The organism is Bradyrhizobium sp. Rc3b, from assembly GCF_900114915.1.
Lineage (GTDB): Bacteria > Pseudomonadota > Alphaproteobacteria > Rhizobiales > Xanthobacteraceae > Bradyrhizobium.
On the sequence record NZ_FOUS01000015.1, the window covers coordinates 1 to 22172 of the forward strand.

Consider the following 22172-nt stretch of genomic DNA (forward strand, 5'->3'; position numbering starts at 1 on the left):
GTCCTCGTTGCGGCGGGAGATCTCCAGCAGCTGGTTGCGGGTCAGCACCAGCTCGGAGACCATGGTCATCAGATGCTCCAGCGTATCCACGTTGACGCGGATCGACTGGTTGGCGATGCGGTCGCCTTCGCAGGCGCCCTCGTCGGCCATCGACTTCTTCGGCGCGGCCTTCTCCTTGGCGGGCTTTGCTTCCTTGGCGGCGGGCGCGGGCGCTTCAACGGCCGGCACGGGCTCGGCCTTGGCTTCAGCCTTGGCAACGGGCGCGGACGTCGGCGCTTCGATCGCGGTCTCGCGGAAGGCGCGCTCGAGCTCGTCGAGCGAGACCTCGCCCGGACGCAGCGGGCGCTCCAGGGTCTGGTCGATCAGCGAACCCGTGGTCATGTTTGCCGGCGCAGCAGCGGCAACCGGGGCTTCCGGCACCAGCGGCGGCGCCTCAGTGACGGGAGCAGCGGTACCTGCAGCCGGCATCGGCTGCGCCGAGCCCGACATTGCCGCCATGCCCTGCTCGACCATCGCTTCCAGCTTGTCGATGAGATCGCGGTCGTTCCCCTCGGGCTCGGCTTCGGTGGCTTCCAGGCCGGCCAAAATTTCCTTGATGCGGTCGATCGAGGACAGGATCACCGTCACCGCCTGCCCGGTCACCGGCATGCCGTCACGGAATTTGCCCATCAACGTCTCGCCGGCATGCGCCAGCGCTTCCAGCCGCGGCAATCCGAGGAAGCCGCAGGTGCCCTTGATGGTGTGGACCAGGCGGAAGATGTTATCCAGGATCTTGGCGTTGTTCGGCTCCTGCTCGAACTTCACCAACTGGTTGTCGACGGTGTCCAGGCTCTCGCTGGTCTCCGTCAAAAACTCCCGCAACAGATCATCCATGAGCTACGCCTTACTGACCTGACCCTGGACTTCGGCGCCTGCGCCGCTTTTTGGCATGGACGGAAGTCTCTATTCTGGATCGTTAGACATCCCTTTTCACAGTCCCGTTAATTTCATCCTCCGTCCTAATACGGATATTGAAGAGAAGTTTGCGGTTCGCCCGCATGCGGCTGCGCTATTCGGCAAAAACGACTCCGCGCCGCAACGGCGGGGATGCGTGAGGTAAACGGGCCGATAACAGCGGGCGAGGCGCGCCGGAAAATCCCGCTCTTGAAGGACGATAGGGGCCGCCTGCGGGGCATCGAACAGCGCCGCCGGCAACCGGAGGCGCAGTTGCGCCCCCCGGTTCGCGTCGGCGGCGCGATCTGCGTAGTCCGCAGACGCGGTAAACGAACGGTTACCTGTGGCCACAGCGGCCCGCGCCGCGCTAACCCAATCGCGCGGCCGAGGCGATGTCGCCGTCGGGACGATGCTCCGCCAGACAATCGTTGATGGCAGCGAGCAGCGCGTGCGGAGTGAACGGCTTGCGCAGACAGCGTGAGGCGCCGAGCTCGAGTGCCATCCGGAGGAAATCGGGTGCAGGCGAATTCAGATTTGCAAAGGCGTAGCCGGACATCGCGATCAGCGGAATGACCGGCGCCCGCTCGTGGAAGATCCGGATCGATTCGAACCCGCGCATGTGCGGCATGAAGATATCGATGATCATCAGATCGAATTGCTGGTGTTCGAGCGCGCGCAGTCCGGCTTCACCTCCTTCGGCAATCGTGACTCGAAAATTGTTACGCTGGAGATAGACCTCGATGGCCATGCAGACCATCGGGTCGTCGTCGACAACGAGAATATGGCGCAGACCTTCTGTCCCCATTTGAGTTTCCCGTTTTGGCGATTCAATAATTGAACCGTGGGGCACGCCGTTCTCCTTTGCTTTCAGTCGAAAAATGGATGGTCGCGAATGCCGTTGGCGGCACGGGGAAGATGGACGCGAAATCTGCGGCCACGCGACACCAGGCTTCATGGCAATAGTGGATGGCTGTAAATGCTGGTCCAACGGACGACACTGCGCGGGTCGACCGACGTCTGATCGCAGCGCGGATGCAATGCTTCCGGCTCATGACAGCCCCCTTGCAGCTTTTTCCTGCGCAACCCCTGCAGGACCCGGCGCACCGGCTCGAGAGCGAATCAGCGCGCCATTCTTATTTCCGCCGCAAATGCCGCAGCCTGTCTGCCCTCTAACGGGTATATGGACAGCGCCACAACCTTTACAATATGTTTTTGTCACCGCGCAACTGGATGACGAGCGGGCTTTACACCGATCGTACATCGAACACGCCGGATTGACCTTCGATGATTGCGAGCGGCCGCCCGTCCAACCAATTGCTGCAAATGCTCGACGCGGCAGATCTCGATCTGCTGCGCCCGCATCTCGCGACAGTCGAACTGGTCAGGAAATCTGTCTTGTGCGAGGCGGGTGCTGCGCTGAGATATGTCTACTTCCCGCATGGCGGATCCGTTTCGATCACGGTGGGCCTGTCCGAGGGACAGATGATCGAGGTGGCGATGCTGGGCCGCGACAGTGTCGTCGGTGGCGGCGCTGCGCTTGCCGGCGGCATCGCGGCGACGGACGCGGTCGTCTTGTTCCCAGGGACTGCTTCCGTGCTTGAAATCGCAGCTTTCCGTACGGTCGCTGCCGCAAGCGCGCCGTTTCGCCAGTTGATGGTCCGCCATGAGCAGGCCTTGCTAGCGCATGCGCAGCAGTCGCTGCTCTGCAATACGCTGCACCCGGTCGAGGCGCGGCTCGCGCGCTGGCTGCTGCGCGCCCGCGATCTCTCGGACAGTGAAATCCTGCCGCTGACCCAGGAGGCGCTGGCGCAGATGTTGGGCGTACGGCGCAATGCCGTCTCGCTGGTCGCGCATGCGCTGCAGCGGGCCGGCATCATCCACTACAGCCGTGGCCAGATCGAAATCCTCGATCTACGGGCACTGGAGAAGACGTGCTGCGACTGCTATTCGGCAGTGAAAGCCCACCACCTCCGCCTGGTGGGAACCGTGCCGTGACGACAGCTCGGCGCAATCAACTGTATGCCGGCGTGCACGCAGCGTGGCAGGACCGCTGCCATGGTCGGGACAACTTGTCCCAATTGCCAATATATCCCGACGTGAACATGATGGAACTTACGCGCGCTGGGCGTGATTTCGTCCATCGCGATTCGATGGCGCGGGAACGGGAGGCAGCTTTTGGAAACGATGGTGCGTTCAGCCAACGGTTTCCTGTCTGCACTGTCGGCAGACGACTATGAATCGATCCGCCCGCACCTGCGAACAGTCGATCTGCCCCATGACGCGGTGCTGGTCGAGACCGGCGAGGCGCTGAAGCGTGCGTATTTTCCCCACCGCGGCGTCATCTCGCTGGTGGTGAAGCTCGCCAAGGGCGAGCATGTGCAAGTCGCCATGATCGGGCGCGACAGCCTGCTCGGGACGCTCTCGACCATGGGCGATGCATGCGCGCTGAACACTGCCATCGTGCTGGTTCCGGGCGTCGCGTCGGTGATGGATCTCGACCGGCTGCGGATCGCCGCCGACCAGAGCAGCACCCTGCGCACGTTGCTGACGCGCCACGGGCTGGCGGTCTACGCCCAGGTCCAGCAGACGGCAGGCTGTAATGCCGCCCATCCCGTGGAGTCGCGGCTGTCGCGCTGCCTGTTGCACACGCATGACCTCTCGGGCGACTACCGGCTGCTGCTGACCCAGGAGGCCATGGCGCAGATGATCGGGGCGCGGCGCAACAGCGTGTCGCTGGTCGCCAACACCCTGCAACAGGCCAATTTCATCCATTACAGCCGCGGGCACATCCAGATCACCAACCTCGACGGCCTGCGCCAGACGGCGTGCGAATGCTACGCCACCGTGAAGGCCCAGTACGACAGGCTGCTCGGCGCGGGCTGAGGGCCGCACCCGCATGGTAAACTGCCGGCTAATGCCGGCCTGCAAACACCTTGTGTCCTGCTACCGGAACTGAAATTCGAATGCCGTAGACATTGGGCAGCCCTCGCGCCCGGACGTGCCGCGCGACAAATGACCCCTTATCAAGGCAGCAGGCCCATGTTTGAAGTCACCGTCGCGCCCGCGCAGGAGGCGCTCGATGCCGAGCCTGCGCGCGAGCCGCACGCTTACGAAGCGCTGGTGCGAGAGATCGGCGAGGGCGGCGCCTGCGAAGTGCGCGATGTATTCTGGAGCGAGACCGGTGCGCGCCTGCAATTGTTTCGCACGCTCTCGCTGGCGCAGCACCACGCCAGGATCGCGCGCGAAGCGCATTCGCTGAAGAGCGCAGCCGGAACGTTCGGCTATGCCAGGCTCGCGGCGCTGGCGCTGCGACTGGAGAAGTCCGCGGAGAGGCTCGGCGATAGCGAATTCCGCGATCTCCTGGACCTGATGGACGCCGCCTATGCCGCCGCGCGCGCGCAGGAGCCGCAGGGCTAACCGCTCGCGTGTGCATTCCCGCCGTACTTCTACGGTTTGGGATTTTTAGAGATGGCTAATCATAGGTGGCGATAGTCGCCGGAAACCAGGAGGGTTTCCATGTTCACCTACGAGACCGCGGACCAGAAAGAGGTTCGCCGCTTCCGTATCGCACAGTTCAACGGCCGCATGGCAACGGTGAAGGCTGGCGAGTCCACGGTGACCGGCTTCGTGCGTTCGGTGCTGGAGCATGAATCGAGCATGCCGCCCCGCTGGACCATCACGATCATCCCGAACGGGCCGAAGGAAGAGATCAAGCCGTTGCGTTCGATCTCGCGCGCGCGTCCCTTCGCCGAAGATTATTTCTGAGCGCGATCGGGTTTTTAAGACGTGCCGGGAAATCTCTCGGGGTCTTGTCCGCACCGCCTGCCGGCGATGCAACACACCAGCCTCAGTCGATCGAGTGCAGCAGCGCCGCGCGGACGAGATCCGCGGTGTTGCGCGCACCGAGCTTGCGCATCGCTTCGGCGCGATGGCTCTCGAACGTGCGCGGGCTGATCTGCATCCGAAGCGCGCCCTGCTTGTTCGAATAACCTTCGCTGATCAGGCTCAGCACCTCACGCTCGCGCTTGGTCAGCCGCTTCTGACCCGACAGGCTGAGGAGTTCGGCGCTCGGCACGCGCTGGGCCTGCTGGGCGCGGACGGCCTTCGATTCCGCGTCCTCGACGCTGGACGGGATCGACAAGCCACCCTTGTGAGGACCGGCAAGCTGCTTGACCACGCCGCAAACCCGCTCGGTTTGTGCCAGCGCGTTCTCGATCACCCGCTGCAAATAGGCGCGGTCGCCGGTCACGGGCGCGAGTTGATCGCTGTGATGCTTGATCTCGCCCATGTAGAGCAGCAGGGCAGTCAGGGGGCCGTTGAGCTCGCGGGCGATGGCAGCGGCCATTTCGTCTGCGGCTTTGGCCCGGGCGGCACTCAGGCGGACGAAATCGAGCTCTTCAGTTGGAGCAGCGCTGCTTTCGTACCATTCCGACGGCCGCGAATCGGTGGCCGTATCATTCTGTGACCCCATGTCACTCGTTTAGCGGAACCGGGGGCGGTCTGTGGTTAACTTTTTACTCCGTAAGACTACGGTGATTTTGTCGGTTTTGCGTTAAAGTGGTGACGTCGGCACAATTTGTGCTTGCGTTTGGCGGCGCGCGCCCACGCTGGGGTTGAGTTTTTCGCCGGAAACTTGGGCAGACAGGCGAAACCGTCCTTAACCGCAGCCTTCGCCCCGACGCCTCCCCCCGGTTTTTACGGATTAATTAACGGCGACTTGCTTCTCTTAGGGGAAGTTGAGAGCGCGCAAATGCCTCCACGCATTGGGCCCGCACGCCCGCGGGAAACGCTGCGAAAGATTGCGTGCCATGAACGAGATCGATCGGCTGTCGGAATTCCTGCAGAGGCTGACGCCGCTGTCGCGCAGCTGTCTGCTCAGCGAACTCGAACGGCTCGAGCTGTGCGGCATCGACATGCCCGGCTCGTCCGACATCCAGTCGCGCTTGCGCGCCGAATTTCGCAAGGACGGATCGACCCAGGCGCGCGCCACTAGCCCGTCGCGCTATTTCTTCGCGCCGCTCGAACTGCTCCTGATCGATGGCGCGCCCGAGCACGCCAATATGGGGCGGATCTCGCGCAACACCCTCACCCCGATCTGGGAGTGGATCTGCCGCGACCTGCTGCCGACCATGGCACGCGACTACATCAAGGCGATCAACGACCAGGTCGCAGCCAACAACCCGAAGGAAGTCCTGAAGGTCGCCGCGACCTTCCAGACCAAGGTCGTCAAGGTGCTCGAGAGCACCTTCGCATCAGTGGAGAGCACCGAATCCGCGCGCGGCAAGCTCGCGCAATACACGGCCTCACGCACCGCCTTCGACGACGTCAGGAAGATGCAGCACGTGCTGCGCGCGGGCAATGCGCTGCCGAAATTCAACGAAAAGCTGCCTGAGAAGATCGCGAAATTCGACGACGGACGGGTTGCCCAGATCACCGCGCAGCTCGACGCCTTCAAGAAGGCTCATCCCGATGCGCTGCCCTTCGCGCTCGCGCTGGTGGCGAGGCGCCTGACGATGCCCTGGCAATTGGCGCGTCTCGCGACCAAGGCCGCTGCGAGCAAGAGCGTCACCGATGTCGCCGCGACGCCCTATGCCTGCGTCATTCCCATGGTGCTCGACCGGCTCGACGACAAGCGCCTCGCACTTCGGATCGCGCTCCGGCACAACCGGGTGCTGGTCGCCCGCGACCTGCTCGCCGAGATCTACGACACCGAATATGCACTCAAGGTGCGCATCGACGGCATCGAAAATTGCGAATGGGGAATCCGGCTCCAGCAATTGATGGATGCGATCGCGGCGCTGGTGTCCGCCGAGGTGAGCCGCTTCCCGTCCAATGTCGGCCACATCCTCGGCTCGCGCCGGCTGCGCAGCCACGACACGCTCGGCGGCAAGCTGACCTATCTGGCCTGGAAGGGCCGCGACGTGGTGCAGGACGGCGCGGCGGCGTTTCGCAAATTGATCGGGCAGACCTGATATCGCGCGAACCGCTGCACACTTTTCCGGTTCATGCTCATTGCGCGCGCGGCAGGCACAGGAAGCGATCGAGAAATCGCCCTGACATCACGACCCTGAACCACCAATACATCATTCGCCGCATCGTCATTGTCGTAATCCTCGACAGCCCACCACCGGCTGTGCCGAGCAATAGCGCAGGTGCAGCAATGCGCGTGTGATGCACTTCACATTTGCAGCCCTGGGCCCGGACGCGGTGTCGCAGAACCGTCACGAGCGAAAGCGATACTTGCGCGCATCGCGCGAAGGCGAATCCTGCGAACGTCGCCGTCGCTCGCTCCCGATGCACCGCAAAGCGATCGGGAGAGCAACCGCCGCAATGCGGGGCCGCCCACCGCCGACGACGCGCTCCTGTTCACCGTCTTCGTCGCGCACGAGCGGGCGCACACCCCGAAGAAACGCCGGAAATTAATCTGCGCTGGTCGCGTCGTTGCTTCGAAAGGGCACACATCTGCATCGCTCATCTTCATCCACCGGCAAGCGGGGCGCAGCTTTCATCGCGCGAAAGACATTTCGCGTGCGCTGACAGTCGTTGTGCGCGTGGTGCTCGGGTATGCGAACTCTTTGCGAAGAGTCTGTCGACAAATTAGCTCGAATTGCAGGGTTTAACGTTACTCAAATAATTCAAGAACGATGTGAAGCTCTCCTTATTTGAACCCACGCTCACCGTTTAAGAAACCGTCACGGAACGGGAGTGGTGTTGATGAACGATGGGATGGTTGAACTCGTCGGACGAAGGCCTGTGACCTTCGGACGACGAAAGGTAACGCCGCGCGCCTGCGTGGCCGATAGCAAGCGGCATCTGCGCGCCTTCCTCAGCGAGGTGCTGGAGGATCTCGGCTTCGTCACCAGCGAATGCGCCAGCTCGGACGAGCTGCAAACCGTGCTCGCCACCGAATTGCCGGACCTGATCCTGCTCGGCGTCGCCGCCGACGGCATCGAGCCGGGGAGATTCCTCGAAATATTGGTGCGCGAGGCATTTGCCGGCAAGGTTCTCGCCGTCGGCGCCCGCGAGTCGATCATCGTCAAGGCCGTGCGGCAGGTCGGTGAGGAATATGGCCTTGCCATGCTGCCGCCGCTGACCACGCCCTTTGCGGCGGAAACGCTGCGCGAGCGCATCGCCATGCTGCTGCCGGAAGAGCCGGCGCCCAGTCCCGCCGTGCATGTCGGCGAGGCCCTGCATGCCGGCTGGCTCGAGCTCTGGTACCAGCCCAAGATCGACGCGCGCACGCTGATCCGCTGCGGTGCCGAGGCGCTGGTGCGGATGCGGCATCCGACCTGGGGCGTGGTGCCGCCGGCTTACTTCATTCCCGAGGAGCGCGATCCGCATCTGCGCGACCTCTCCGAATTCGTGATCGAGCGCGCGATACGGGACTGGCACTATCTGCTGGAGCAGCAGACCCCGGTCGATCTCTCGATCAACCTGCCCGCGTCTTATCTGAAGGAGCCGCAGGCGGTGCGCGATCTCTGCCGTCGCGTGCCGACGCATCCGGCCTTCGGCGGGCTGACGGTCGAGATCGACAGCGAGGAGGCGATCCGCGATCTCGATCTCCTGACCGAGGTCGCGCGCGAGGTCGGGCTGCACAATATCGGCCTGTCGATCGACAATCTCGGCGCCAACTGGCCGGCGCTGATGGAGCGGGACAAAGTTCCCTTCGTCAAGCTGAAGGCCGACCGGCAATTCGTCACCGGCAGCGGCAGTGACCGGTTGAAGCGCACGGTGTGCCGTCACATCGTCGAGCTCGCGCAGGGCTTTGGCGCGCGCAGCGTGGCCCAGGGGGTCGAAAGCCGCGCCGACCTCGTCGCCGCCAACGAGCTCGGCTTCGATCTCGTGCAGGGCTTCCTGTTCGGCAAGCCGATGCCGCTGAAGAAGTTTGCAAAGGGCGCGCTGACGAAGACGGTGATGGGGCAGGCGTGAGGCACAAGCCTCACGCAAACCGCCGCGCGAAGAACACGCAGGCGACCACGAGGACGGTCGCGACGATCATGCTCCAGGCGACGGGCTCGTGCAGTAGCAGGCCGGCGAGCGCGAGACCGAAGAACGGCTGGAGCTGCTGCAACTGGCCGACACGCGCGATGCCGCCGATCGCAAGGCCGCGGTACCAGAAGATGAAGCCGACGAACATGCTGAAGATCGAGACGTAAGCGAGCCCGATCCAGGCGGGCACGCTGACGCCGTTCCAATTCGCCGGCCAGGTCAGAACCGCGACCGGCACCATCAGCGGCAGCGCGAGCAGGAGCGCCCAGGAGATCACCTGCCAGCCGCCGAGCCGGCGCGACAATGCGGCGCCTTCGGCATAGCCGAGGCCGCACAGCACGATCGCGGCCACCATCAGGAGATCGCCGGCGAGCGAGGCCGAGCCGCCGTTCGACAAGGCAAAGCCGGCTACCGTGGCGCTGCCGAGGATCGCGAACAGCCAGAACAGTGGCCGCGGCCGCTCGCCGCCGCGCAGCACGGCGAAGACCGCGGTCGAGAGCGGCAACAGGCCGATGAAGACGATCGAACGGGCCGAGGTGATGTGCTGGAGCGCGAGCGCCGTCAGCAGCGGGAAGCCGACCACGACGCCGATGGCGACGATGGTGAGGGAGGCGAAATCCGTTCGCTGCGGCCGGGCCTGCCGCAGCACGCCGAGCACGGCCACACCGATCAGCGCCGCGATGACCGCGCGGGCCGAGGTCAGGAACAACGCGGAGAAGCCGCCGACCGCGACGCGCGTCGCCGGCAGTGAGCCGCTGAAGATGATGACGCCGAGCAGGCCGTTGCCCCAGCCGCTCCCCGCAGATTGCATGTCCGTTCCGCCTTTCGAGAAGCGCGATACTCGGCTGTCGGCGGTGGCACGGCCAGTCACAATCCAATACAATCCGGCAAATCTGTATGGGTATGGAAGGTGATACACCTTGGACATCGGAGCGCCATCGAAGGGACGCGGCGGCACGCGGACCATTGACGTGATGAGCGCGATCCGCGCCAAGGTCGCCGGCCGCGCGCTCAGTGCCGGCGACCGCCTGCCATCGGTCCGCAGCCTGGCCGCCACAATGGGCGTGTCGCCGTCGACCGTCGTCGAAGCCTATGATCGCCTCGCGGCCGAAGGCCTGATCCGCGCCCGTCGCGGCTCCGGCTTCTATGTCTCGCCGACCATCATGCCGCCGCTTGCGCTGGCCGAAGCCGGGCCGCGGCGTGACCGGGAGGTCGATCCGTTCTGGGTCTCCAGGCAATCGCTCGATGCCGACGCGGCAGTGCCGAAGCCCGGCTGCGGCTGGCTGCCGGCGGAATGGATGCCGGAAGCGGCCTTGCGCCGCGCCGTCCGTGCCCTGGCGCGGACCGATGCGGATCTCTTGACGGACTATGGCAGCACGCGCGGCGGATTGGCGCTGCGCCGGCTGCTGCTCGCGCGCCTTGCCGAGGATTCGATTCCCGCGTCGGTCGATCAGCTCATGCTGACGGGCTCGGGCACGCAAGGCGCCGACCTCGTCTGCCGCTTCCTGCTCCGTCCCGGCGACACGGTGCTGGTCGACGACCCCTGCTATTTCAATTTCCGCGCGCTGCTGCGGGCGCATCAGGCCAGGATCATCGGCGTGCCCTACACGCCGTCGGGCCCTGATGTCACCCGCTTCGAGCAGATCCTCGGCGCCGAACGTCCCAGGCTCTACATCACCAATTCAGCGCTGCACAATCCGACCGGCGCGACGATGTCGCTCGCGAGTGCGCACCGGCTGCTGACCGCGGCCGCGGCGCACGACCTCACCATCATCGAGGACGACATTTTCGGCGATTTCGAGCCGGAGCGCTCGCCGCGCCTTGCCGCGCTCGACGGGCTCACCCGCGTGATCCGCATCGGCAGCTTCTCCAAGACGCTGTCGGCCTCGGTACGCTCAGGCTACATCGCCGCACGGGCCGACTGGATCGAGCATCTCGTCGACCTCCAGGTCGCAACCAGCTTTGGCGGCCCGAGCCCGGCCGCGACCGAGATCATCACAAAGGTGCTGGCCGGCGGCAGCTATCGCAAGCAAATGGACGAGCTCCGGCAAAAGCTCACGCGGATGCGCCGCGACGTCGCGCGAAAACTTCAGGCACTCGGCATCGAGCCCTGGCTGATGCCGCGCGGCGGATTCTTCCTCTGGTGCCGGCTCACGGGCGGACAGGATGCCGCGCATGTCGCGCGCGCGGCGCTGGAGCAGGATGTCGTGCTGGCGCCGGGCAACGTGTTCAGCGTGTCGCAGACATCCCAGCACTTCATGCGCTTCAACGTGGCGCAGATGAACGATCCGCGCGTGTGGGAGGTGCTGCGGCGGGCGTTGAAGGCGACGCCGGAGCCGCCGCGCTAATACAGCGGCTCCTCATAGACCGGCTCGCCGTCGAGCAGCAGCCGCTTGATGGCGGCGCGGCCGGAGGGGAGCACGGCGGCGACGACGCGGAGCTTTTGCTGGTTGCGGGCCTGCTCGAGCTTCTTGCCCTCGCCTTCGGGCACGAAGTAGCTTTCGAGACCGTACTTGATTGGCAAATTATCGCAGAAGGTGTGACGGCCCGAGCCGCAAGCCCCGCCGTAATTGGCGACGCGGCCGCGGATCAGCACCTCGGGCGCCGCGACCGGCACCGGCTCGGCATGCACCGAGACCGCCTGGTAGAGGCCGTTGGCATTGGGCGCGAGCTTGACGAACACGACAGGATGGCGCGCGTCAGCCGGCTTTCCGGCGAGCGCGCCGGCCGGCACTTGCGAGATGTCGTAGCGGAGCACGACATAGTCGCCGCGCAGGAGATCGCGGGGATCGACCGGCTGCGTCTGCAAGGTCACCTCAACGCCTTCGCGCAGGATTTGCATGCGGTCGGCGACCATCAGGACCAGCAGCGCGCATTGCAGCAGCACAGCGACGCCGAACAGCACGGCCTTCGGGATGCGCTGCCAGCGTCCAGTGATGGTACCGATCATCGCTCGGCCCTCGGCAGCATGCGATTGAGCGCGGTGGCAAAGACCACGGCGATGATTCCGGCCCCCGCAAGAAAGGCCGAGCGGCGCAGCAACGAGCCGTGCACCGCCCAGGTGATGCCGGCGATGACGCCGGCAATTCCGAGCCAGCCGGCGGCGATCCGCGGGCGCACGTCATCGAGCACACCGGAGACGACGAGGCACAGCATGGCGCAAAGCAGCGCGGCGTAAGCGAACCAGGGCTCGCCGGCCGTGGAGACCGGCCAAATCGGCGCGGCGAGCAGCACGAGCCCGATCGCGCATGATGCGAGGATTTCACCTGCGCGCTTCGTGAGCATGGCGGAGACGAGGGCGAGGATCACCCCCGCGGCCCCGCACAGGATCGCCCAAATCGGCTGGGCGGATACCGTGCTGGTCCGGAAGCGAATGATGTCGTCGACGGTCGCCACCTCCAGGACGGCGACGCCGGCCAGCGAAAACGCCCCGTAAATCGACAGGACGGTCCCGAGCCGGAGCGCCCTCGGCGAAGGCCAGGCTGCGAGCGCGAGCCCGGCGCCGAACAGCAGCGCGGCGCCGTTGGCGAGCACGAAGGACGGCTGGGCGCCGTCGAACTCGAAGCGCAGCGACGTCGCGATCCACCACGGCAACAGCGCGAGCGCGACGAGATGAGCGGCGGCGCGCGAATTCCAGGCGAAGGCGAGAACTGCTGCGATCAGCCAGACCGCCACGAACGGAAGATGCAGGACGTCCGGCGCATCATAAGTCCGCATGCAGGTCCAGATGCCGGCGGCGACGAGGCCGACCGCGAGCGCACCGCGCGAGCCGGTCAGCAGCGCCGCGGCGAACGCGCCGATCGACCACAGCAGCATGCCGCCGGCAAAGTCGTCGCCGAGATGATACATCTGACCGACCAGCGCGATGCCCGCACCGAAGATGATCGCACCGACGCTGGCGCAGAGATCGGCGAGAACGTCGCGGCCTCGAGCAGCGAACCATGCCCCGAGGGCGCCGGTGACGACCATGCCGGCGAGCAGGATCGCGAACCGCAACAGCCGCGCGATCTCGGTCCAGTGCGCCGCGACGAAGGCGAGGAACGCAGCCGCGATCAACAGACCGCCGACAATGCCGACGACCACGGCGATGTTGATGCCCGGCGCTAGCTGCGGCAGCGCATTGCGGATCGCGGCAGCCGCCGCCGGCGCAATCACGCCATCGGCTTCCCATTGCGCAAGATCAGCGTCGAGGCGGTCGCGGTAGGTCTTTTCGAACATTGTGGTGAGGTTACCTTGGGCCCGCCGGAGAGCGGGGCATTGCTAGGTCGGATCGTGGGGGTGGTGGGTTCAAACTGGCGGCGCGGTGGGCGGCGGTCTTATGCCCCGGACAACAATAAACGCGAAAACAACCCCATGCACAGTAGGCGGGGGCTGGAAGATCAAGGACTTACGCGGGCAGAAACGGATTACGCGTCGGGCAATTTTTCAAGAGCAAGCGAGCCAAGGGATCGCAGCTTGTGGCCTGACGGCGATCCATCGATCTTTTCATATTTTGCAAAAGTGATGCTCGGACTGCGCCAATGGTTGGACGAGACTCGAGACTGTAGCCTTCGGTCAAGATGGCCATCAACGGCCACACTGTACCGGGGAGAACTGCATCCATGGCGTTTGCACCTGCGCAACTCCTGGAGGGAGCGGATGGTGCGAGCGCTCCGAAAGGCGCCGCCGCGAGATCTGGCGCGGGCAGCGGCCTGAGCAGGCGTCCCGGAAGGGCGATGACGAGAGCGCTCGCAAGATCGTTTCTCTGTCTCGTCGTCGCGATGGCACTGGCACTTCATGCGAGCGCCGCGCGGGCGCAGACGGCCGCGGAGTCCTGGCCGAGCCGCGCAATCACCTGGGTGGTGCCGTTCGGAGCCGGGGGCGTCACCGACCTCGTCTCGCGCAAGATCGCCGAGCTGCTGCGGACGCGGCTCGGGCAGCCCGTGGTGGTGGAGAACCGGCCCGGCGCCGGCGGCACCATCGGGACGGAGTTCGTGGCGCGGGCGCAAGCGGACGGCTACACCGTGCTCTACGCCTCCGGCGGGCCGATGACGATCCAGCCGAACCTCGGACTGACGAAGCTCAGCTACGACCCGCTTAAGAGCTACGTCCACATTCGCGGCGTGAGCTCGTCGAACCAGATCCTCGTCGCGACCGCGGCGGCGCCCTACAACACGCTGGCTGAATTCGTCGCCTACGCGAAGGCCAATCCGGGCAAGGTCAATTTCGGCTCCCCCGGCCCCGGCACCGCCCAGCATCTCGCCGGCGAGATGTTCAAGGCGGCCGCCGGCATCAAGCTGACCCATGTGCCCTACAAGTCGGGCGCGAACCAGATGACGGATATGATGTCGGGCGTCCTCGACGTTTCCTTCGACTACCTCACCGTGCTGAGGCCGCTGATCGACACCGGCAAGGTCAAGGTGCTCGGCACCACCGGGGCGGCGCGGATGGCCGCGCTGCCCGATGCGCCGACGGTGCTCGAGGCCGGCTACCCCGACGCCGTCAACGCCGGCTCGACCTGGGTCTCGGTCCCGGCCGGGACCGACCCGAAAATCGTGGGCAAGCTCTCCGAGGCGCTGGCCGCCGTTCTCGCCGACCCCGGCATCGCCGCCGACCTCACCACCAACGGCCAGGTGTCGATTGCCGACAAAGGGCAGGCCGAGATGGTCCCGTTCATCGTCGATGAGACGGCGCGCTACAAGCGGGTGATTGAGAGCGCGGGGATTGGCGCGCAGTAGCGGGGGGATCGCCGGGGGGTGGCGCGCACGCGAAGGAGCGGCCGTAACGTAGCGTGCTCGACACTACGTCATGCTCGGGCTGGAGATCCGAAAGACTCCCAAGGCGCGTGCGCGCGAGATCGCGCTGGAGCTGATCCGGACTTAAGGCCCCTTCGCTTTGGGCACGCTAAGCCCGCGGCGCTCTCTGGCGCCGTGCACCAGCGCGTCACCATCATGCGCACGCTCGCCTTATCTCGAAGCGATCCTGCTCGACGATTGGCCAGGCTCTGGCCAACCCTCTCGAAGGCGAGCGAGCTGCGCAGTCAACGTTGGTGTGGATTTTTGTTTGCCCCGACGTTCGCCGTCGCATAGTGCCAGTCTATCCGGCAGGACCTCATTGACGAGTTTGCCAAGAACCACGGTCTCAAGGTTGTCTGGCGAGTGTGGGTGGAAAAAGATGGGGGCTTAGGAACGAATCACGGCACCAGTAGACACCGGCAGTTTGCGCGCAAGGACTTTATCGGTTTCTCTTCGAAGATGGCGGGAAGTGGCAAGGCAAATTGATCCCGTTTCGTAGTTAGCTAATCTGCTTTTGAACCACGACGACCGCAGCTGCGGTCGTCCGAAACTACTAGCTTGATAGGATACTGAAGCCCCATCTTTGCACCGACTTCTCCGCGGAGAACTATCCGATCGGATAAAGCAAGGAGATGGCCTGCAAATTCGTCCGGCCGCTGGCAGCGTTATGGCGGAGAGGGAGGGATTCGAACCCCCGATAGGCTTGCACCTATGCCGCATTTCGAGTGCGGTGCATTCAACCACTCTGCCACCTCTCCTGAAGGCGCCATGGTAGGAGCAGCGGCCCCTGTGGTTGGGGGCGTTAATAGGCGAGGATGGCGGGCCAGACAAGGCGCGCGGGGCGAAAATCCGCTGCCTGTTTCGCCCTCTGCCCGCCCCTTCCCGGCGCGAACGGGGGGAAAGGCGGTCCGATTAGCGATTTGCCCCGGTTTTCGCGCGCGCGAGGCGTCCGCTTCGACAACCCCAATGCGGAGACACCCTCTCCCCAACCCTCCCCCGCGCGCGGGGGAGGGGGCGCACCGCCTTCGGAGCGGGCGTCTCATTGCATGTTCGAAAAAACGGGGTGGGACCGCCAGACGCGGTAAACACTGGCGGTCCCTTGCCGCTCATTGAAATACTGGCTGGGAAGGGCGGCTTCGCCGGCCAGGTGAGGCGACAATTCGACCCTAGCGTGCGGCCTCGGCGCCGCAACGCAATCCGGTCCTTAACCTAACCAGTCAAGGTTACTCTGGAGCCGCTTCCGTTCCGATGACATCGGAACGGGGCTCCAGATTCCCTGTTTTGCGCGTTTTCTCGACGCGAACCGGTGTCCACTTCGCTTGAAAACGCGCAGCTAGTCGCTCTTGGCGCTGTCCTTGTTGTTTTCCTTGTTGTTTTCCTTGGCCTTTTTCTTTCCGTTCTCCGTACTGTCCCGGTCCTTGGCGCTCTCCTTGCGGCGGTTGGTGAAGCGCGCATTGCCAAGGCCGGTGCCGATGGTGAGCACGCCCCAGCGCTCGACGTCCTGCATGAACGGCACCTCGGAGAGGCCCTGAACCACGCCGTCATTGTGCATCAGGATCGCGGTGTCGTGCTCGCCGATCTCGGGGATGCCCTCGATCAGGCTCGCCGGCAGGTTGAACTTGCTGCTCTCCCAATTGCCCGGCAGGTTCTGCGCACCCTTCTCGATCGAGCCGTCGGCATTGATCACGCCGGGACAGGCGATGCCGATGAAAGGCGCGAGCTTGAAGCCTTCGTTCTCGGCTTCCGTGATCAGCCCCTTCAGCATCTTGGTGAGGCGCTTGACCGCACCTTCGCGCGTCGGCTCGTCGTCGGCATGACGCCACAGCTCGGATTTCACGACCTTAGCCTTCGACAGGTCCTTGGCCTTCCTCCAGTTGGTCTCGACCAGGCCGCAGCGGATGTTGGTGCCGCCGATGTCGACGGCCAAAATGCTGTCATAGGCCTCGAAGATCCAGGACGGCGCCAGATGCAGCGCGCCGACCAGGCCGGCCTCGTCGGGATGATGGCGGATCGGCATCATGTCGATCTTGAAGTCCTCGGATTTGAGGATGATCTCGGTGCGCGCGATCGCGAGCTCGCCGAGCCGGGAATCGCGAAAGCCGCCGCCGACCACAATGCGCTCGGTCTTGGCCCAGGCCTTGGTCTTGAGGAAACGCCGGGTGACATAGGCAAGCTCCTGGGCGAAATCCTCGATCGCGCTGTGCACCACCGCGGAGGCCTCGGTGTCGTCGCCGACCAGGATGGCATCCAGCGTCTTCTTGCTGATCTCCTCCGAGGGCTCCTTGCCGAACGGGTCCTCCCCGGTCTTGCGCAGCGGCTTGCGCCAGCGGTCGAGGATGTCGCGGAACGCGCCCTTGCTGGCGCGATCGCCGAGAAAACCGTCCTCGTCCTTCATCTCGATGTTGAAACTGTCGATCTCCACCGACGGCAGCCGCTCCGCGCCGTGATGGGCGATGCCCGTCGCCTTGACCAGTTCGTCCGTTGCCATGGTAAGCCCTTGCCCGCATGTCGATTTGCGAGGACAACGGCAAGGGAACCCGTTGGTTGCAATGCTATCCCGCAGATTCGACGAGGCGCCGGAAGAGGTCCAAGGCCTTCAAATCCGGGCCTTTTTCCGCGGTTTTCCTTGACTCTTCTCTGCCGGCGGCTATAAGTCCCACACCCGGCGCGGGGCGTTTCTCGCGCCGCTTGTTTTTGCGTGGGTTTTCAAAGGGATAACTCCCGCCCGCACAAAACTCGATAAACCCATAGCGACTGACAAAAAGCCGACCCCGACGATACCAGTCGCGAGGCCGGGATTGAACACGGAGAAAAAAACGATGTTCGCAGTCATCAAAACCGGCGGCAAGCAATACCGCGTCGTGCCGGATGATGTTCTCGAAGTAGGCAAGATCGAAGGCGAAGTCGGCTCGATCGTGCAGCTGAATGAAGTTCTGGTGGTCGGCGGCGACACGCCGGTGCTGGGCATTCCGACGGTCGCAGGTGCGTCCGTTGCGGTCGAGGTGCTCGACCACAAGCGCGGCCCCAAGGTCATCGCGTTCAAAAAGCGCCGCCGCAAGAATTCGCGCCGCAAGCGCGGCTATCGCGACGAGATCACGGTGCTCCGCATCTCCGAGATCCTGACGGATGGCGCCAAGCCCACCAAGGGCCCGCGTCCGAAGAAGGAGAAGGTGGCGAAGGAGCCGGCAGCGGAAGCCGCCGAGTAACGCAGAATCGATCACGCCAATTCACGAATTGATGCGTGAGAAATTTTGAAATGATTCCGTCAAGGAATTGATCTAGAAATACGCAGGATTTCGGAGACGAGCCATGGCTCACAAAAAAGCAGGCGGTTCATCGCGCAACGGTCGCGATTCCAAGGGTAAGCGCCTCGGCATCAAGGCGTTCGGCGGGGAAGTTGTGATTCCCGGCAACATCATTGCGCGTCAGCGCGGCACCACCTGGCACCCGGGCCTTAATGTCGGCATGGGCACGGACCACACTCTGTTCGCCAAGATCGAGGGTCGCGTCACGTTCCAGGCCAAAGCCAACGGCCGCACTTTCGTATCGGTTCTCCCGCTCGCAGAGGCGGCTGAATAGACGGTGGATCAAATTGGAGTCCGCCGGTCCTACCAAACCGGCGGAGTCCTTAAGATCGCAAGAGATCGAAGGCTCCAAGGGGGAGGCGGGAAACCGGCCTCCCCTTTTCTTTTGACTTGCTCACTTTGACTTAGTGACTTTCACGGAGCCGGACATGTTGCAGGATTTCTCGAGCGCGACCTTGGCTGAGGCGAGACCTGGTGTCGTCGCCACCGAACGGCTGACCTTGCGGCGGCCGACCCTCGCCGACGTCAGGACCATCGCCCGGCTCGCCAACGACCGCCGCGTCGCCGAAAACACCCGCCGCCTCCCGCACCCCTATTCGCAGGACGACGCCGTCGCCTTCGTCCGCGCCACCGCCGCGCTCGGCAGCGAGACCGTGTTCCTGATCGAGCACGATACCGGGCCGGTCGGCATGGTCGGCATCGACTGCTCCACGCCTGGCAATGCCGAGCTCGGCTATTGGCTCGGCGTCGAGCACTGGGGCCAGGGCTTTGCCACCGAGGCCGCGCGCGGCGCGATCGACTTCTTCTTCGAGGAATTCGAGGACGAGCATCTCTATGCCGGCGCGCGCGTCACCAATCCCGCCTCGCGCAAGGTGCTGGAGAAGTGCGGCTTCCAGTGGAGCGGCGTGCAGCTGCACCGCTTCCTCGCGCTGGGATCGTCGACGCCGGTCGACTGCTTCCGCCTCTCGCGCGGCGTGTGGGCCTCGCTGAAGAGCTGGAGCAGTGCGCGAAGGATGAGGTAGGTGGCGCACTGCGTCCTCAATCACCAGTGTCGCCCCCGCGAAAGCGAGGGCCCATAACCACAGGGAGGAGTGTGAGGCAAAAGCGCCCACTCCGAGTCTTCGCAAAACATCTCCCTGTGGGTATGGGTCCCTGCTTTCGCAGGGACGACGGCGTGAGTGGGGTTACGCCGGCGGATTCACTTCCACGCTCTCGCGACCCAAATCCCGTTCGCGCAAGTAGATGTAGAACCCCGCGCCGATGATGATCGCGGCGCCGATGAGCGTGGCCATTGACGGCACGTCGCCGAACACGACGAAGCCGAAGATCACGGCCCAGACGATCATCGAATATTGGTAGGGCACCACGACGCTGGCCGGCGCCAGCTTGAGCGAGCGGTTGACGCAGAACAGCGCGGTGACCGAGACGCATCCGGCCAGCGCGAAGATCACCAGGCTGCCAGGGGTCGGCGGCACCCAGTGGAAGGCGGACAGCACCGCGCCCAGCGAAAACGTGCCGACGAATTGCGAGGATGCCATCACGATGTCGGGCGTCTTGCGCAGGCTGCGGGTGATCAGCATCAAGGTCGCAAACGACAGGCTGCCGCCGAGCGCGATCAGCGCCGGCAGGCTGACGGTCTGCGCCGACGGCCGCAGCGCGATCAGGACGCCGCAGAAGCCGATCAGGATCGCGGTCCAGCGCCGCCAGCCGACCTTCTCCCCTAAGAAGATCGCCGACATCGCGGTGACGAAGATGGGACCGGCAAGATAATAGGTGATGACGTCGGCGAGCGGCAGATAGACGGTGGCGAGGAAGAAGGCGGCGACCTCGAGCGTCGACAGCACGACGCGAAACAGCTGCAGCCACGGCCGTTCGAGGCGGACGAAATCATGACGCTGCCGCCAGATCAGCGGCGCGAGCAGCAGCAGCGCCGCGCAGGCGCGCAGGAACAAGAGCTGCCCCACCGAATAAGTCCCGACCAGGAACTTGCCCATGGCGTCGCCGAACGAGAACATGAAGATCGACAGCACCATCAGCCCGATGCCGGCGAGGCGCGCGGAGCGATCGTCATAGGCGGAGAGGTTCTTGAACAGGGGCATCGAATAAGTCGGACTGTGAGAGGTCGTCATTGCGAGCGAAGCGAAGCAATCCAGACCGTCTCCATGGCGGCAGTCTGGATTGCTTCGTCGCTACGCTCCTCGCAATGACGGGCGGAGAGAGCGCAGAAAATCAGCGCTAGAGTTCGCTTGCGGTCGTTTTTAATGACGTGAGCCGCCGCGGCAACCCCGCGCAAGCCGAATTGAACGGATTGTCGCACTCTTCGCATCGCGGTAGCGATAAGCGCCCCGCCGATAAAGTGAGCATGGACATGACCGATTTCGATCCGACCCAGCATCGCATGATCCCCACGCAACGCTGGTTTGAGGATTTCGTCATCGGCGAACGCTTCGTGCTGCCGAGCCGGACCCAGACCTCGGCGATATTCGCCGCATTCCAGACCGCGAGTGGCGACACCCATCCCGTGCACTATGACGTGGAATATTGCCGCAGCCGCGGCATGCCGCATCTGCTCGCCCACGGTTTTCAGACGCTGATCCACACCGCGCCGGGCGCCGGCCTGTTTCCGTTCATGGTCGAGGAGTCCCTGGTGGGCTTCCTCGAGCAGTCGAGCCGGTTCCTCAAGCCCGTGTTTGCCGATGACACCATCTACCCCGCGCTCGAAGTCACCGAGCTGGTGCCGGGACGTACCACCGGCGCAGTGACGCTCCGCAGCACCGTGTTCAACCAGCGCAAGGAGCTGGTGCTGGAGGGGACGCAGAAATTCCTGATCCGGCGCCGGCCGACTGGTTAAGCAAGGGGCGAAATCGCGAGAAATTCGGCCGATTTGCGGGTCTATCCGGGTTGCCGCGGGAGACCTGCTGGCCTACCTATGGCCCATGAAATTCCTCGACGAAGCAAAGGTCTATATCCGCTCCGGTGACGGCGGGAACGGCTGCGTGGCGTTCCGCCGCGAGAAGTTCATCGAATTCGGCGGCCCCTCCGGCGGCAATGGCGGCCGCGGCGGCAACGTCATCATCGAGGTCGCCGACGGCCTCAACACGCTGATCGACTACCGCTACCAGCAGCACTTCAAGGCCCAGAAGGGCGAGAACGGCTCAGGTTCGGACCGCCACGGCGCCAACGGCAAGAACATCGTGCTGAAGGTGCCGATGGGCACGCAGATCTTCGACGAGGACCGCGAGACGCTGATCCACGACTTCACCAAGGTCGGCGAAAAGTTCGTGCTGGCCGAGGGCGGCAATGGCGGCTTCGGCAACGCGCATTTCAAGACGTCGACCAACCGCGCGCCGCGCAACGCCAATCCCGGCCAGGTGGGCGAAGAGCGCTGGATCTGGCTGCGACTGAAATTGATCGCCGATGCCGGCCTCGTCGGCATGCCCAATGCCGGCAAGTCGACCTTCCTCTCCAAGGTCAGCGCGGCGCGGCCCAAGATCGCCGACTATCCCTTCACCACGCTGCATCCGCAGCTCGGCGTCGTGAATGCTGACGGCCGCGAATTCGTGCTCGCCGATATTCCCGGCCTGATCGAAGGCGCGCATGAAGGCACCGGCCTCGGCGATCGCTTCCTCGGCCATGTCGAGCGCTGCCGCGTGCTGCTGCATCTGATCGACGCGACCTGCGAGCACGCCGGCAAGGCCTACAAGACGGTGCGCAGGGAGCTCGACGCCTATGGCGGGCTGCTCACCGACAAGATCGAGATTGTCGCGCTGAACAAGATCGACGCGGTCGAGCCGGACGAATTGAAGAAGCAGAAGGACCGGCTGAAGCGCGCCGCCAAGAAGACGCCGCTGCTACTCTCCGGAGTCACCGGCGATGGTGTCAAGGAAGCGCTGCGTGCGCTGGTCGAGGTGATCGGCGAGGCCCCGGTGTCGGCCAAGGCCAAGAGCGCGGCCGAAGCGGAGCCGTGGTCGGCGTGATTGTCATCCCTGCCTAGTGCGCAATTGCGCACGGGGCGCAGGACCCACACCGCGTGATCTCTCGATGCGGATGGTCGTAGTACCGAACATCGAGTCTTCGCCAAACCACGCCCTGTGGTTATGGGTCCCTGCTTTCGCAGGGATGACGGCGGAGATTGCGGCTACGCGTACGCGCATCACCGGCTTGTCTTCGC

At 64.5% G+C, this 22172-nt stretch carries 21 protein-coding genes and 1 tRNA gene; 13 read left to right on the forward strand and 9 right to left on the reverse strand.

The features are described 5' to 3' along the window. Window positions 1–873: Hpt domain-containing protein (locus BM190_RS30345; RefSeq protein ID WP_177237387.1), on the reverse strand; the 873-nt coding region annotated here is incomplete at its 3' end. Between the two features lie 427 nt (window positions 874–1300). Further along, window positions 1301–1723, reverse strand: a complete 423-nt coding sequence (locus BM190_RS30350; RefSeq protein WP_177237399.1) for a response regulator — start codon at window positions 1721–1723, stop codon at window positions 1301–1303. 494 nt (window positions 1724–2217) lie between these two features. On the opposite strand from BM190_RS30350, the gene BM190_RS30355 reads away from it, so the two are divergent. The 4 genes from BM190_RS30355 to BM190_RS30370 all read left to right on the forward strand — a co-directional run bounded on the left by BM190_RS30355 (window position 2218) and on the right by BM190_RS30370 (window position 4698). Further along, a complete protein-coding gene (locus tag BM190_RS30355) occupies window positions 2218–2928 on the forward strand; it encodes a Crp/Fnr family transcriptional regulator (protein WP_092261404.1) in 711 nt (236 codons plus the stop codon). Between the two features lie 189 nt (window positions 2929–3117). Continuing rightward, window positions 3118–3816, forward strand: a complete 699-nt coding sequence (locus BM190_RS30360; protein WP_018322870.1) for a Crp/Fnr family transcriptional regulator — start codon at window positions 3118–3120, stop codon at window positions 3814–3816. A 156-nt stretch (window positions 3817–3972) separates the two neighbouring features. Beyond that, window positions 3973–4350, forward strand: coding sequence for an Hpt domain-containing protein (locus tag BM190_RS30365; protein ID WP_177237388.1), 378 nt, complete (start codon window positions 3973–3975; stop codon window positions 4348–4350). Window positions 4351–4449: 99 nt separating this feature from the next. Further along, window positions 4450–4698: a hypothetical protein gene (locus tag BM190_RS30370; RefSeq protein ID WP_092261406.1), complete on the forward strand. Its 249-nt coding sequence runs from the start codon at window positions 4450–4452 to the stop codon at window positions 4696–4698. 82 nt (window positions 4699–4780) lie between these two features. Here the strand turns inward: BM190_RS30370 and BM190_RS30375 are convergent, their stop codons facing one another. Continuing rightward, on the reverse strand, window positions 4781–5404 hold the full coding sequence (locus tag BM190_RS30375) for a helix-turn-helix domain-containing protein (protein WP_018322867.1): 624 nt from the start codon (window positions 5402–5404) through the stop codon (window positions 4781–4783). A gap of 337 nt (window positions 5405–5741) precedes the next feature. Between BM190_RS30375 and BM190_RS30380 the strand changes: the two genes are divergently transcribed. Further along, a complete protein-coding gene (locus BM190_RS30380; RefSeq protein WP_092261407.1) occupies window positions 5742–6905 on the forward strand; it encodes a hypothetical protein in 1164 nt (387 codons plus the stop codon). 742 nt (window positions 6906–7647) lie between these two features. Then, window positions 7648–8862, forward strand: a complete 1215-nt coding sequence (locus BM190_RS30385) for an EAL domain-containing response regulator (protein WP_018322864.1) — start codon at window positions 7648–7650, stop codon at window positions 8860–8862. Window positions 8863–8872: 10 nt separating this feature from the next. Here the strand turns inward: BM190_RS30385 and BM190_RS30390 are convergent, their stop codons facing one another. Then, a complete protein-coding gene (locus BM190_RS30390) occupies window positions 8873–9733 on the reverse strand; it encodes a DMT family transporter (RefSeq protein ID WP_092261508.1) in 861 nt (286 codons plus the stop codon). A 163-nt stretch (window positions 9734–9896) separates the two neighbouring features. Here BM190_RS30390 and BM190_RS30395 point away from each other — a divergent pair, with 163 nt between their 5' ends. Further along, on the forward strand, window positions 9897–11270 hold the full coding sequence (locus tag BM190_RS30395) for an aminotransferase-like domain-containing protein (RefSeq protein ID WP_502687014.1): 1374 nt from the start codon (window positions 9897–9899) through the stop codon (window positions 11268–11270). Here BM190_RS30395 and BM190_RS30400 read toward each other — a convergent pair. Together BM190_RS30400 and BM190_RS30405 are read right to left on the reverse strand one after the other, a co-directional pair. Then, on the reverse strand, window positions 11267–11872 hold the full coding sequence (locus BM190_RS30400) for a GDYXXLXY domain-containing protein (protein WP_092261409.1): 606 nt from the start codon (window positions 11870–11872) through the stop codon (window positions 11267–11269). The genes BM190_RS30395 and BM190_RS30400 overlap by 4 nt on opposite strands. Then, window positions 11869–13140 (reverse strand): DUF2157 domain-containing protein, encoded by a 1272-nt coding sequence (locus tag BM190_RS30405; RefSeq protein WP_092261410.1) that lies wholly within the window; start codon window positions 13138–13140, stop codon window positions 11869–11871. Before BM190_RS30405 ends, BM190_RS30400 begins: the two co-directional genes overlap by 4 nt. Window positions 13141–13637: 497 nt before the next feature. On the opposite strand from BM190_RS30405, the gene BM190_RS30410 reads away from it, so the two are divergent. Continuing rightward, window positions 13638–14639 (forward strand): Bug family tripartite tricarboxylate transporter substrate binding protein, encoded by a 1002-nt coding sequence (locus BM190_RS30410; RefSeq protein ID WP_092261411.1) that lies wholly within the window; start codon window positions 13638–13640, stop codon window positions 14637–14639. A gap of 725 nt (window positions 14640–15364) precedes the next feature. Here BM190_RS30410 and BM190_RS30415 read toward each other — a convergent pair. After that, window positions 15365–15454: transfer RNA gene (locus BM190_RS30415), tRNA-Ser, on the reverse strand. 575 nt (window positions 15455–16029) lie between these two features. Then, on the reverse strand, window positions 16030–17184 hold the full coding sequence (locus BM190_RS30425) for an ROK family protein (protein WP_092261413.1): 1155 nt from the start codon (window positions 17182–17184) through the stop codon (window positions 16030–16032). A 331-nt stretch (window positions 17185–17515) separates the two neighbouring features. On the opposite strand from BM190_RS30425, the gene rplU reads away from it, so the two are divergent. The 3 genes from rplU to BM190_RS30440 all read left to right on the forward strand — a co-directional run bounded on the left by rplU (window position 17516) and on the right by BM190_RS30440 (window position 19023). Further along, window positions 17516–17902, forward strand: a complete 387-nt coding sequence (rplU, locus tag BM190_RS30430) for a 50S ribosomal protein L21 (RefSeq protein WP_008538808.1) — start codon at window positions 17516–17518, stop codon at window positions 17900–17902. Between the two features lie 103 nt (window positions 17903–18005). Beyond that, on the forward strand, window positions 18006–18275 hold the full coding sequence (rpmA, locus tag BM190_RS30435) for a 50S ribosomal protein L27 (RefSeq protein ID WP_008137923.1): 270 nt from the start codon (window positions 18006–18008) through the stop codon (window positions 18273–18275). A gap of 154 nt (window positions 18276–18429) precedes the next feature. Continuing rightward, the gene (locus BM190_RS30440) at window positions 18430–19023 is read left to right on the forward strand and encodes a GNAT family N-acetyltransferase (RefSeq protein ID WP_026202082.1); all 594 of its coding nucleotides are present in this window, start codon (window positions 18430–18432) and stop codon (window positions 19021–19023) included. Between the two features lie 162 nt (window positions 19024–19185). On the opposite strand, the gene BM190_RS30445 is transcribed toward BM190_RS30440, so the two are convergent. Then, the gene (locus BM190_RS30445) at window positions 19186–20100 is read right to left on the reverse strand and encodes a DMT family transporter (RefSeq protein WP_092261509.1); all 915 of its coding nucleotides are present in this window, start codon (window positions 20098–20100) and stop codon (window positions 19186–19188) included. 269 nt (window positions 20101–20369) lie between these two features. On the opposite strand from BM190_RS30445, the gene BM190_RS30450 reads away from it, so the two are divergent. Together BM190_RS30450 and obgE are read left to right on the forward strand one after the other, a co-directional pair. Further along, entirely contained in the window at window positions 20370–20852 is a 483-nt protein-coding gene (locus tag BM190_RS30450; RefSeq protein WP_177237389.1) for a MaoC family dehydratase, read from the forward strand. 85 nt (window positions 20853–20937) lie between these two features. Then, window positions 20938–21978 carry a GTPase ObgE gene (gene obgE, locus BM190_RS30455; RefSeq protein WP_092261415.1) on the forward strand — a complete coding sequence of 347 codons (1041 nt, stop codon included), beginning with the start codon at window positions 20938–20940 and terminating at the stop codon, window positions 21976–21978. Window positions 21979–22172: the final 194 nt, after the last annotated feature.